8 protein-coding genes are annotated in these 12,287 nt (G+C 74.3%); 4 read left to right on the forward strand and 4 right to left on the reverse strand.

Annotation, left to right across the window (positions count from 1 at the left end; genetic code table 11):
* Positions 1-30: 30 nt before the first annotated feature.
* Entirely contained in the window at positions 31-4,305 is a 4,275-nt protein-coding gene (locus tag WMF11_RS48575; protein WP_437975607.1) for a serine/threonine-protein kinase, read from the reverse strand.
* A gap of 7 nt (positions 4,306-4,312) precedes the next feature.
* Positions 4,313-5,041 (reverse strand): hypothetical protein, encoded by a 729-nt coding sequence (locus WMF11_RS48580; RefSeq protein WP_437975608.1) that lies wholly within the window; start codon positions 5,039-5,041, stop codon positions 4,313-4,315.
* Between the two features lie 293 nt (positions 5,042-5,334).
* On the opposite strand from WMF11_RS48580, the gene WMF11_RS48585 reads away from it, so the two are divergent.
* Positions 5,335-6,819 (forward strand): serine/threonine-protein kinase, encoded by a 1,485-nt coding sequence (locus WMF11_RS48585; RefSeq protein WP_437975609.1) that lies wholly within the window; start codon positions 5,335-5,337, stop codon positions 6,817-6,819.
* 238 nt (positions 6,820-7,057) lie between these two features.
* Complete coding sequence (locus tag WMF11_RS48590) at positions 7,058-8,212, forward strand: ferritin-like domain-containing protein (protein WP_437547597.1); 1,155 nt, start codon at positions 7,058-7,060, stop codon at positions 8,210-8,212.
* Positions 8,213-8,268: 56 nt separating this feature from the next.
* Here the strand turns inward: WMF11_RS48590 and WMF11_RS48595 are convergent, their stop codons facing one another.
* Positions 8,269-9,354, reverse strand: coding sequence for a hypothetical protein (locus WMF11_RS48595; RefSeq protein WP_437975610.1), 1,086 nt, complete (start codon positions 9,352-9,354; stop codon positions 8,269-8,271).
* 294 nt (positions 9,355-9,648) lie between these two features.
* On the reverse strand, positions 9,649-9,861 hold the full coding sequence (locus WMF11_RS48600; protein WP_437713947.1) for a hypothetical protein: 213 nt from the start codon (positions 9,859-9,861) through the stop codon (positions 9,649-9,651).
* Positions 9,862-10,191: 330 nt separating this feature from the next.
* On the opposite strand from WMF11_RS48600, the gene WMF11_RS48605 reads away from it, so the two are divergent.
* Complete coding sequence (locus tag WMF11_RS48605; protein ID WP_437975611.1) at positions 10,192-10,932, forward strand: RNA polymerase sigma factor; 741 nt, start codon at positions 10,192-10,194, stop codon at positions 10,930-10,932.
* Positions 10,929-12,239 carry a FecR domain-containing protein gene (locus tag WMF11_RS48610; RefSeq protein WP_437905817.1) on the forward strand — a complete coding sequence of 437 codons (1,311 nt, stop codon included), beginning with the start codon at positions 10,929-10,931 and terminating at the stop codon, positions 12,237-12,239. The genes WMF11_RS48605 and WMF11_RS48610 overlap by 4 nt, the downstream gene beginning before the upstream one ends.
* Positions 12,240-12,287: the final 48 nt, after the last annotated feature.

Consider the following 12,287-nt stretch of genomic DNA (forward strand, 5'->3'; position numbering starts at 1 on the left):
TCGCGGGGCGGCGGCGCCCGGGCGGCCTGCTTACGCCGGCTGCGTCGCCTGATCCAGGGCGGCCTCCGCCGCCTCGCGCTCGGCGATGGCGGCGGCGTGGCGGCGCAGCCGGTCGCCCATCACGTTCGGGATGCGCTCCGCGGCCTCGAGCGCGGCCGAGAGCGCGCCGCGCGCGGCGGCGAGCCGGCCGCGGCGCAGCGCGGTCACCGCGCGGATCTCGAGGACCTCGATGTGCTCCTGGCCCACGGAGCTCTGGGCCGAGCGGTCCACGAGCGCGTCCCACGCGGCGTCGTCCGCGGAGCCCCCGTCCTGCGTGGCCAGATCGATCATGGCGCAGAGCACCGCCTCCGAGGGGACCATCAGCGCGTCGGCCTGGCCCTCGGCGCTGGCTCGCTCCTGCATCTCGCGCATCTGCTCGAACAGCGCGCGCGCCTCGGCCTGCTCGCCGCAAAAGAAGAGGAACCGGGCCTTGAGGAGCAAGGCGACAGGCCGGCACACCCCGCAGAACCGGTGCCGCTCGATCTCGAGCGCGCGATCGATGTGCGGCCCCGCCGCCGCGAGGTCGTCCATGAGGTAGAGGTACTCGCCGAGGTTGTACTCGCCGACCCGCTCCAGCGCGCCCTGGCCGAGGTCGCGCGCGAGCGCGAGCACCCGCTCGAGGTCGGCGATCATCCGGGCCTTGTCGCCGCGGCACGCCCAGAGGAGCGCGCGGTTGTTCGTCACGACGCAGAGGTGCAGCGTGTCGTGGTGCGCCTCGCAGAGCGCGATCGCGCGGCCGAGCGCGTCCTCGGCGTCGTCGAGCCGGCCGAGCCCCTGGAGGACGAAGCCGAGCATGAGCAGCGAGATGACGAGCGTCTCGTACCCGTCGTCGCCGAGCGAGGCGGCCGACGCCGCCGCGCGCTCGAGCGCGGCGGCCGCCTCCTCCTCCCGGCTGAAGCGGTGGAGCGTGCGCCCGGCGCCGAGCGCGAGGCGCGCGGTGAGCGCCGGCGACAGCGTGATCTCGTCGGCGAGCACGCCCGCCTCCTCGACGCGCTCCTCGGAGCTCTTGAACTCGTCCATCCAGTCGAGCGCCGTGGCCTCGTCGAGCAGGATGTCGATCTGCGCCCGGATGTCGCCGCGCGCCCGCGCGATGGCCCGCGCGCTGGCGAAATCGGCGAGCGCGTCGTGGTAGCGGCCCAGGCGGTAGCGCATGAGGCCGCGGCCCCGGTGCGCCGCCGCGCGGTCGGGGCGCGCCCCGCCCGGCGCGCGGCGGCTGGGCGGGCCTCCGCCGGGGGCCGTCGGCTCGATCGGCTGCTCCAGGGCGCGGGTGTAGAGCGTCTCCGCGTCGAGGTAGGCGTGCCGGGCGCGCGCGCGCTCCGCGAGGGTGAGGTAGGCGATCTCCGCGATCTCGCCGAGGCCCGCCTGGGCGGCGTGGTGCGCGAACGGGATGAGGCGATCGTTCTTGAGGTGCGGCGCGTCGCGCTCGCCGGCCTCGTCGCTCGCGGCGTCGCGGTGCAGCTTGAAGGCCGCGAGGTGGACGCGCCGGCGGAGCGGCTCGGGCGCGCCGCGGGCCACCGCCTCGCGGACCAGCGCGTGGCGGAAGCCGATGCGGCCCCGCCGGTCCTGGACGAGGAGGCCCGCGGCGATCAGGCGCTTCACGGCGACCGCGGCGTCGAGCGGCAGGTCGTCGGCCTCGCCGTGCTCGTCGAGCCGGTGGAGCACGCCGGCCACCTCGGCGACCGCGACGTCGGGGCCGAGCAGCGCGATGAGCCGCGCGTGCGCCTGCAGCGCGGGCGGGAGCGCGTCGATCTCGCCGAGCGCGAGCCAGTCGAGGAGCGGCATGTCGGGGAGCCGATCGAGCTCGTCGGTGGCGAGGTACCACGCGTCGCCCCGCGGGTGCCGGCGCACGACGCCCCCCCGCTTGAGGCCGCGCACGAGCTCGATGAGCAGGAGCGGGACGCCCTGCGCGCGCTCGACGAGGTGCGCGACCGCGGGCTCGGGCACGTCCTCCGCGGGCAGGAGCAGCCGCCGGCAGAGGGCGATCGCGCTCTCGCGATCGAGCGCCTCGAGGCGGTAGGTCTCGCGGCGCGCGGCGCGCTCGCCGAAGGAGGGGCGCGCGCTCTCGAAGCTCGGCCGCCCGAACGCGCAGATGAAGAGCGGCGCCTGCGCCTCGGCGAGCGCCGCGTACTCGAGCGCGGCGAGCGCCGCGTCGTCGGCCACGTGCGCGTCGTCGAGCACCACGAAGAGCGGCGTCCGGCGCGATCGCCGGCGGAGGGCCTCGCCGGCGGCCACGGAGAGCGCGGCGCGGAGCGCGCCGGGCGCCGCGGAGAGCGCGCGGAGCTCCGGGTAACGCTCCTCGGCGAGCGGGTCGTCGCTGATCCAGCCGAGCGCGAGCGCCACGGCGGCCCCGAGCCGCGCCTGCTGCGCGCCCGCGAGGCGGCGCCGGAGGAGCGCGCTGCCGCCGTCCGCCGGAGGGGACGACGGCAGCGCGAGCGCCCGCTGCAGGATCTCCCGGACGACGCGATCGGCCCCGCCCGCGACCGGCTCGCCGGTCCGGAGCTCGATCACCTCGGCGCGCCCCTCGATCGCGCGCAGCCGCTGCGCGAGCGCGCCGGCGAGGCGGCTCTTGCCGTGGCCGGCCACGCCGATGACGCTGGCGATGGTGGGCGTCGCGGTCGCCACGGCGTCGCGCGCGCCCGCGACCAGCGCGTCGAGCACGTCGCTCCGGCCGAACAGCGGCTGGGAGCTCGAGTCGAACGCGGTGTCGGCGTCGGGCAGGGCGGCGCCCGGCCCGGGCTGGGCGGAGGCCGGTCCTGGCGGGGGGAGGCCGTCGCCCGGGGCCTGGGAGGCGTCGTCACCGAGCGCCGCCGCGGCCGCCGGCGACAGGGTGAGGCCCAGAGGGCCGCCCGCTGCGAGCCGATCCTCGCGGTGGAAGAGCGGGCTCAAAAACCGCCGCGTGCCGTCGGGCCGCGGCTGGACGGACACGGTCGCGAGGTCGAGCAGCCCGCGGGAGAGGACGCGCTGCTGCTCGAGCTCGCGGCCGGCGTGCGCCGCGCGGCGCAGCGGGCTCGCGCCGTCCGCGTGATCGAAGACGGCGACGAAGCGACCGCCCGCGGCGTGGGCGAGCTCGCCGCCCAGCGCGCTGAGCCTCCGCTGGAGGGCCACGACGTCGAGCTCGGCCTCGAAGAAGAGGAGCGCGACGGCGCGCCGCTCGACGCTGCGGGCGCTCGGCGGCGGCGGATCGGTGGTGGGGCCCCGGAGGCGCGAGGGGCGGCGCTCCTGGCCGCGCTCGAAGCTCTCCAGGGCGGCGCCGAGCGCCGCGGCGCTCGCGAAGCGCTGGCCCCTGTCCTTCGCGAGGCACCGGAGCACGATCTCCTCGAGCGAGCGCGAGATCGGCGCGATCAGGGAGGGCCGCGGGGGGCGGCGGCCGAGGTGGTCCTGCCGCACCAGGGCGGGAGGTCCCCAGAAGGGCGGCTTGCCGGTGAGCAGCTCGAACAGCACGGCGCCGAGGGCGTACACGTCCGCGCGCGCGTCGACGTCGCCGCGGCCGTCGCACTGCTCGGGGGCCATGTACTCGGCGGTGCCGGGCGCGTCGCTCTCGGCGGTGAGGCGGGGCGACGGCTCGCGGTGCCCCGCGGCGAGGCCGAGATCGATGATGGTGGCGCGGTGCCCGCCGTCGCCGGCGCGCGCGGCGAGCGGCGCGCCGGAGACGAAGATGTTCTCCGGCTTGACGTCGCGGTGCACGTAGCCGCGCGCGTGGATCGCCTCGAGGGCCCGGAGGGCGGCGCGCGCGAGGGCGCACGCCTCGCGCGCCGGCATCGGCCCGGCGACCCCGCGCGCCACGAGGCGGTCGGCGAGCGTGGGGCCGTCGAGGTACTCCATGACGAAGTACGGCGCGCCCGAGGCGAGCTGGCCGCACCCGTAGACGGCGGGCACGTGGGGCGCCCCGACGTCGTAGAGGGCCCGCATCTCCTTGACGAGGCGCGCGCTCGCGTCCGGCTGGCCGGCGCGCGCGACCTTGATCGCCACGGTCGGGCCGCCCTCCTCGGGCTCGGCCGCGAACACGGCCCCGAACCCGCCTGCGCCGGCGAGCCGGACGCCCCGGTAGCCTTCGATGCTGGGCAGCGCGGTCGCGCTCAGCCAGCTGCCGCTGGGCTCGTCCGCGCCGCCGGGCGCGCCGGGCTCGGGGCTCGCCTGCCGCACCACGGGGCCGTGCTCCGGACACCCCGGATCCGCGTGCGCGACGCGCCTGCCGCACTCCTTGCACCGCGCGGCGGGCGCCCCGGAGCCAGCCGCGCTTCCGCCTCGACGAGCATCGGGCAACATGGGGGCCTCATGGCAGGAACGTCGTAATCACCGCGGGCCACGACTCGCCTCGATCGTCGGTGCAGCTCGGGCGATGGCCGCCGGCCGCGCTGAGCGCGTCACACGCGAGATCGCATGAGCCCACGATGTGAATGTTCGGGCATTCTCGGACGCCCCCTCCGGGCTCGGCGAGCCCCGCGGCGCAATCCCTGCTGAGGGCCCGAGAGCTCTCCACGTTGGATTCGTTGTAGCAGGCATAGAGGCGGGGCGGGGTCGCGAAGAGATCGCCCCAGAACGCGCCTTCCTCCACCGGATACGACTCGACCTCGCTCGCGTCCGGGTGCCTGAGGGCGAGGTGCGCCGCGCGTGACGAGATCATCACGGAGACGCCGGCCCGGTTGGCGCGCGACGCCACGCAGGCCGAGACCCACTGCTCCCGGGACTCGCTCAGCGGCGCGATGGCCCAGCTCGCCGCGAGCCCGAGGTAACCCGGGTAGACCTCCTCGCGCAGCTCGCCGCGCTCGTCGCGCCACGAGAACCTGAACGACTGCGACGGGGTCAGCGCGCAGCCGACGATGTATTGAAGGAGCTGCCTGGACAGCGCGCCGAGCTCCCCCGGGCGGGTGATGGCGGCGCGGACCGCCGCCGAGATGGCGTTCGAGGCGAGTCTGTTCGGGGCGAGCGCAATCGGGTTGAGGGCGTTCGGGTTGAGGGCGTTCGGGTTGAGGGCGTTCGGGTTCAGCGCGTTGTGATTCACGAGCGCACTTGAGACCTCGTCGACCGACCCCCACTCCGCGGGAAATCCGTCGCTGCCACCGCAGCACGGCACTGAAACCAACAGAAGTGTGTGCGCGCACAGCGCTCGGATTCGCCTCTTCATCTGTCCCCCTCCGCGCCCGTTCTGCTAGCAGATGGAATAGGCTACCGTAAGGATAACGATGGATTTACTGTACCACTTGGCGAAGCGGCGTGTAGCGCCAACCCGGCCGTCTGGCGCGGAGAAAATCCTCGCTCGGGTGAGTCCTTAGTCGCATCGGGGGGGTTATGACGATGGATGCTTTGGCGACACGAGATAACGAGACGCGGGCATTTTCACTGGAGGAGAGGTCCTTTTCCCGAGGCGAGCTGCCGTGCGGCACGCGGGCGGGTGCGTACGGCATTGTGTCGCCCATCGCCCGGGGCGGATGTGGGGCTGTGTACGAGGCCATTCACCTCCAGACCGGCGCGCGCGTGGCGATGAAGGTGCTCCACGGGACGCTCGCCGCGTCGCCGAAGATGGTGAAGCGCTTCTTGCGCGAGATCGAGGTGGTGCGGCTGCTCAATCACCCCGGGATCGTCGAGATTCATGACGCCGGCGAGCTCGCGGACGGCCGGCCATTTTATGTGATGGAGCACCTCGACGGGGTGACGCTCGACGTGCTCCTCCGGCAGGAGGGGCGGCTCTCGCCGGAGCAGGCGCTCGAGCTGCTCGAGCCGGTCTGCTCGGCGCTCGACGCGGCGCACGCGGCCGGGATCATCCATCGCGACGTGAAGGGCAGCAACATCTTCGTCTCGCGGGGCGCCCCGCGGGCGGTCAAGCTCCTCGATTTCGGGATCGCCAAGCTGATGGAGCCGGACGAGGGGGCGAGCGGCTTCACCACGGCGGGGAGGGCGCCTGGCACCCTCACGATCATGGCGCCCGAGCAGATCCTCGGCGGCGTCCTCGACGCGCGCGTGGACGTGTATGCGCTCGGCGTCCTCTTGCACAGGCTCCTCACGGGCAAGCTCCCGTTCTACTCGCCGGACGCGACCGAGCTGCTCCGGCAGCACCTGGAGGAGCCCGCGCCGCGCCCGAGCCGGCGGACCCCGCTGCCGCCCGCGCTCGACGCGGTGGTGCTGCGCTGCATGGAGAAGCAGCCGGAGCACCGCTATCCTTCGGTGAAGAGCTTCCTCTACACGCTGCGCGAGGCGGTCGGCGAGCCGACGTCGGGGCGGAGCAGCATGCCGGAGCTCGAGACCGACGCGATCGCGATCTACCTCGATCTCCGGGTGCGCACCGACGCCGACGATCTCGACGACGCGCTCGCCGAGGAGCTCGGCCTCGTGCTCGACCTCGCGGAGGAGCGCCTCCGGGACGCCGGGCTCACGCTGGTCTCCGTGACCGGCAGCGAGATCCTCGCGGTGCGCCTCCTCTCCGGCGAGCTGCGGGAGTCGCTGCTGGAGCGCGCGGCGGTGATCGAGATCGCCGCCTCGCTCCACGAGGAGATCGCGCTGAGGAGCGGTCCGGACACGCGCGTGCACACGAACCTGTGCCTGCACGCCGGGCAGGTCGTGGTGCGCTCGGCGAACCACCCGGAGATCATCGGCGGCGACCTGGCCCGGGTCGGGGCGTGGGCGCCCGTCGACGCGGTGCACGCGCTCTGCGCGACGGAGGCGGCGGTCCGCGGGATCGGCGGACTCGAGCTCTCCGCGGGGCCGCCCGGGCTCCTGCTGATCGGCGAGCTCTCCGGGCACTGCTCCTCGCCGGCGCCGACGCTGCGGTGCCGCGCGCTCTGACGCGGCCAGCGTCGGCCCTCCAGCGACGCGCGCCGCGCCCCCGCGACGCGCGATGTCAGGCCGGCGACGGGCGCGCGCTCGGCGTGGACCCCCTGGCCGACTCGGGAGCTCCCGGAGTCGATATGACGACGCAAAAACGAGCGAGGGGCGATTGCCGCTCCACGATAGGTGCCATTATAAGGGCCGCCCGCGGGGCGCTCGACCTCGCACCCGCGCCTCGCCGCTCCGGAAAGCTCTCATGTCCATGCGCCTCCAGCAAGCACTCCAGACCCTCCTCGATTCCGCCCCTCTCCTTCGCGACGCGTCGAGCAGCGGTAACGTCCGTGTGCTCGCCTCGCTCCTCGGGCCCGCCTTCCGCGGCTTCGTCCAGCGGCGGGGCAAGGGCGTGGTCTCGACCGATATCTCGGTTGGATACGAGGCCAGCTTTAACTGGAGTTACGGGCGGGACGACCCCGACATGGCGAGGCTCTACCACCTCGCCAAGACGTCCCAGTGGGACGCTGCGACAGACCTCGACTGGTCGCGGAGCGTCGACTGGCTCGACCCGGCAATGCCGCTCTTGCCCGACAGCTGGATGCCGCCGTCCAAGCTGCCCGCCTGGGGCAGGCTCTCCGAGCGGGAGCGCGCGACGCAGCGCCACGGGCTGCTCTCCTGGATGCTGAGCCAGTTCCTGCACGGCGAGCAGGGCGCCTTGTTCGCGGCGTCGCAGATCACCGAGTGCGTGCCGTCGCTCGACGCGAAGCTCTACGGGAGCACGCAGGTCGCCGACGAGGGGCGCCACGTCGAGGTGTTCCACGCCTACCTGACGCAGAAGCTGGAGAAGCTCTACGAGATCAACGACAACCTCTATGTCGTCATCGACGCGATCATGAGCGACGGCCGGTGGGACATGAAGTTCCTCGGCATGCAGATCATGATCGAGGGCCTGGCGCTCGGCGCGTTCGGCTCGATTCGACAGGTGACGAGCGAGCCGCTCCTCAAGGACGTCCTCCGGTCGGTGATCACCGACGAGGCGCGCCACGTCCACTACGGGGTGCTCGCGCTGAGCAGGTTCTACCGCGAGGGCATCGACGAGCGGGCGCGGAGGGAGCGTGAGGACTGGGCGTTCGACCTGTCGGTGCTCCTGCGCAACCGCTTCCTGGCGCACGAGTTCTATGACGAGTTCTACGCTCACCGCATGACGCGCTGCGCGTGGGACGAGCTCATGCTCAAGAGCGACCTGATGGGGTTCTTCCGCCGGACGATGTTCCGGCGGATCGTGCCGAACCTGAAGCGGATCGGCCTTCTGTCCGCGCGGATGCGGCCGCGCTACGCCTCGCTCGGCCTGCTCGAGTACGAGCACGGGCGGGCGGCCAGCGAGCTGACGGCCAAGGAGCTGCTCGACGACGCGTGAGGCGAGGGCGGCTGAGGGCGAAAGACGCGGACGCCCGCGCCGGCCCCGGGGCGAGATCAGCAGGTGGACCGGGCGCAGGCCGAGAGCTCGACGCCGCACCGCTTCTGGATGCAGGCGAAGTCGCCGTTGCAGGCGGCGAGCGACCTGAAGGCGCACGAGAGGGCCTGATCGGCGAAAAACTGAGCGTTGGGGCAGCCCCGCGACATGCAGCTGGAGACGCACGCGACGCTGAACTCCGGCGGCATCCGGTCCCTGTCGATGCACCGGGCGGCGCAGGTGACGACCTCCTGGCAGTCCACGGGCTCACACACGCCGCAGTCCTGGGGGCAGAGGCCGCAGGTCTCGAAGCTCTCGCAGACGCCGTTCGAGCACACCGAGCACACGCCGCAGTCGCGCCGGCAGGACGCGCACGTCTCCGGCCCCGAGCAGATGCCGTCGCCGCACGTGGCGCAGGCGCCGCAGTCGTCCGGGCAAGAGAAGCAGCTCTCGATCCCGCCGTTGCACACGCCGTTGCCGCAGGCCTCGCAGACGCCGCAGTCGGGGGCGCACGAGCGGCAGTCCTCCCGCGGCGAGCAGACGCCGTCGCCGCAGCCCTGGCAGACGCCGCAGTCGCCCGCGCACGTCGCGCACGTCTCGGCGCCGCTGCACACGCCGTCGCCGCAGTTCGGGCACACGCCGCAGTCGCCCGGGCACGTCGAGCACGACTCGCTCGCCGGATCGCAGGCGGCGTCGCCGCAGCGCGGACAGAGGCCGCAGTCCTCGGCGCAGCTGCCGCAGTCCTCCGCGCCGTTGCAGGCGCCGTCGCCGCACCCCGGGCACGGGCCGCAGTCGCTCGCGCAGCTCGAGCACGTCTCCGTCCCCGAGCAGGCGCCGTCGCCGCATCCCGGGCCCTGGCACGGGCCGCAGTCGGGGGCGCAGGAGCGGCAGTCCTCCGCGCCGTTGCAGGCGCCGTCGCCGCACGCCGGGGGCTCGGCGCCGGACGAGCTGTCGTACTCCCACGTCTCGGTGCGGCCGCAGCCCGCCCCGAGCGAGGCCCCCGCGAGCGCGACGAGCGCAGACCAGGCGAAGGCGCGCGAGGAGAGGAAGCCAGGGCGATGCCGCCCGGACCGCAGCAGGAAGCTCAGCCGGCTTGTGGTACCCATACGATCAGCCCCGGGGACACGAGAGGTCGGGTTGTCAGAAAAAGCGGGACCGGCTCGCGGGCTGCAGCGGCGCCGCGATGAGCCGTCCACGGGAACGCGCGCGGACGGAACATACATGGAGACGCCCCGCGGGGGGCGCCAAAGCACGGGCGCGCCGGCGCCGGAGCCGCGGGGCGGGGGCGCATGCGCGACGAGGGGCACAAAATAAAAGAGGGCGGCGCCTCCGGAGAGGCGTCGCCCAAAGCGCTCCGCGGTGCGCGCTTCACCCAGGAAGCGACGCGCCGCGCAGAGAGCTCACTTGGGGGCGTCGGCCGCGGGGGCCGCCGCCGGGTCGGCCGCGGGGGCCGCCGCCGGGTCGGCCGCGGGGGCCGCCGCCGGGTCAGCCGCCGGAGCCGCCGCCGGGTCAGCCGCCGGAGCCGCGCCCGGATCGGTCGGGGCCGGGGCGCTGCCGCCGCAGGCGACGACGAGGGACGACACGGCGACGAGCGCAAGAACGAGCTTCTTCATGGAATCCTCCGAAAATGGGGCGGGTAGACCACCCTCAACCAACAGGCGTGTGAACCGCACGCAAATCCGGCGGCCACCACCCAGACGCCGCGGGGGGCCAGAACGGCTCACAGTTTTTTCGATGAGCCGCCCGGGCCCGACCAGGCGTCTAGAAAAGTGTGGGAACCTCGGGGCGCTCCTGATGCCGCTCTGGACAGGAGCTCAGGGCCCGGCGCTCCGCCCGGGCCGCTGCTCCGCCTCCCGCGAGGGCACCGCGATCACCGTCTGCTGTACATTTCCAGTCATGTCCCCTGGTACGAACGCATGGCTCTGAGACCTCAGCGAGGGCGCTTGCGCCTTGTCGAACCTGCCGCCCCGGCTGCCCCGGCCGCGGAGGCCCAGGAGGACATGGGCGACGCCGGGCCCGCGTTCGCTCCGGAGGAGCGCGGCCGCGGCGAGGGCCGGCGCGCCCAGGACCGGCGGTCCTCCGCCGCGACCGGGCCGGCCGAGCGCGGAACGGGCCTCGCGGAGCTGCCGGACGCGCAGCTCGTGGTGCTCGGCGCCCGCCGGGACACGGGCGCGCTCGAGCAGCTCTACCGGCGGCACGTCGCCTTCGCCATCCACCTCGCGACGCGCATCGAGGGCTCTGCGCGCGACGTGGAGGACATCGTCCACGACGCGTTCCTCCGCGCCTTCGAGCGCCTCGACGATCTCGTGGATCCCGCCGCGTTCCGCGCGTGGCTCGGGTCGATCATCGTCCACAAGGTCCGCTCGCGGATGCGGCGCGCGCGGCTGCTCGGCGTGCTCGGGATGGGCAAGTCGAGCGAGCCGGTCGATCTCGACGCCCTGGCGAGCCCGGCGGCGTCGCCCCACGCGCGCGCGCAGATCGCGCAGATCTACGCCCTGCTCCAGACGTTGCCGGCCGACGACCGGATCGCGTGGATCCTCCGCTCGGTGGAGGGGCACGATCTCGAGACGGTCGCGCAGATGACGGACTGCTCGCTCGCGACCGTGAAGCGGCGGATTTCGCGGGCGCAACACTTCCTCGACGGTCATTTTGTGGATTCAACCAGCAGCGAGGTCTCATCATGAGCCGGCGAGGGCTACCCCGGATCGCCCCGGCAGATCTGCGCGACCACGCGACCGAGGAGCGGATCGCGCGCGTCTGGGACCGCATCGAGCACGACCTCGGGGCGCGCGAGCGCTCGTCGCCGCGGCGCGCGGGCATGGCCGCGATGCTCGCGGCGGCGACGTTCGCGGCGTTCGGCGGCGGCCTGTGGCTCGGCAAGGCGATCTGGAGCGACGAGCGCGCGGCGCCCGGGCCCACCGCCGTGGCGCCGGCCGACGACGCGCCGTCGCTCGTCGACGTGTTCGCCGCGGGATCGCAGGGGCGCACCTTCCAGCTGCCGGGCGGCGGGAGGATCTCGCTGACGGCGGGCACGACCGTCGAGGTCGAGCAGGCGGACGGCGGCGCGCTGACGCTGCGGCTCGTGCAGGGCGAGGCGTGGCTCGACACCGTGAGCGGGACGCGCACGGCGGCGCTCGCGATCGTCGCCGGCGAGGCCCGCCTCGCGGCGGCGGCGGGCAGCGTGCTGCGCGTGAAGCACAACGTGGACGCGATCGACGTCAACGTCGCGGATGGCTCGGTCAAGCTCACGTCGCCGGCCGGCTCGCGGGAGCTCGGGCGCGGCGACGCCGAGGAGGGCGTGCCGATCCGGCAGCGGATCGCGGTCGTGGCGCCGCCGGAGCCCCGGCGCGCCCGCGCCTCGTCGCTCCCGCGATCGAGCGCGGAGGTCGCGCCGATCGAGCCGCCGGTGGCCGCCGCGCCGGCCGCCTCGGCCGCGCCGGACTGGCGCGCGCGGTACAACGCGGGCAACGTCGCCGAGGCGCTGCAGAGCCTGCAGCAGCAGGCCGGCGGCATCGACGGCGCCATCGCCTCCGCGAAGACGGCGAGGGAGCTGATGGACCTCAGCGACCTCCTGCGCGGGAAGGGCGGCGATCGCGCCGCGGCGATGCGCGCGTTCGCGCGCGTGGTCGAGGGCTTCCCGAGCGACGCGAACGCGCCGATCGCGGCCTACAAGCTCGGCGATCTGTACGCGAGCATGGGCGAGCAGGCGCTGGCGGCGAAGTACTACGAGCAGGCGCGCTCGCTGTCGCCCGAGGGCAACCTCGCGGAGGACTCGTTCTGCAAGCGCATCCGCGCCGAGGTGGTCGCCGGCCACAAGGAAGAGGCCTCTCAGATGGCCAAGGAGTACGTGGCCAAGTACCCGGACGGCCGGTGCGAGGACGTCCAGCGGATCGTCTCCGGCGAGTCCGGTGAGGAGGCGGCCGCGGAAGAGGAGCAAGCGGCCCCGCCGCCCCAGCCTCCGCCGGCCCCGGACGCGAGCCCGACCCCGTAGAGCGGGGGGCGCCCGTCCACGTCGATCGCGCTCGGCCGGGCGCGGTGG

This window comes from Sorangium sp. So ce295, from assembly GCF_051527405.1.
GTDB lineage: Bacteria > Myxococcota_A > Polyangia > Polyangiales > Polyangiaceae > Sorangium > Sorangium cellulosum_B.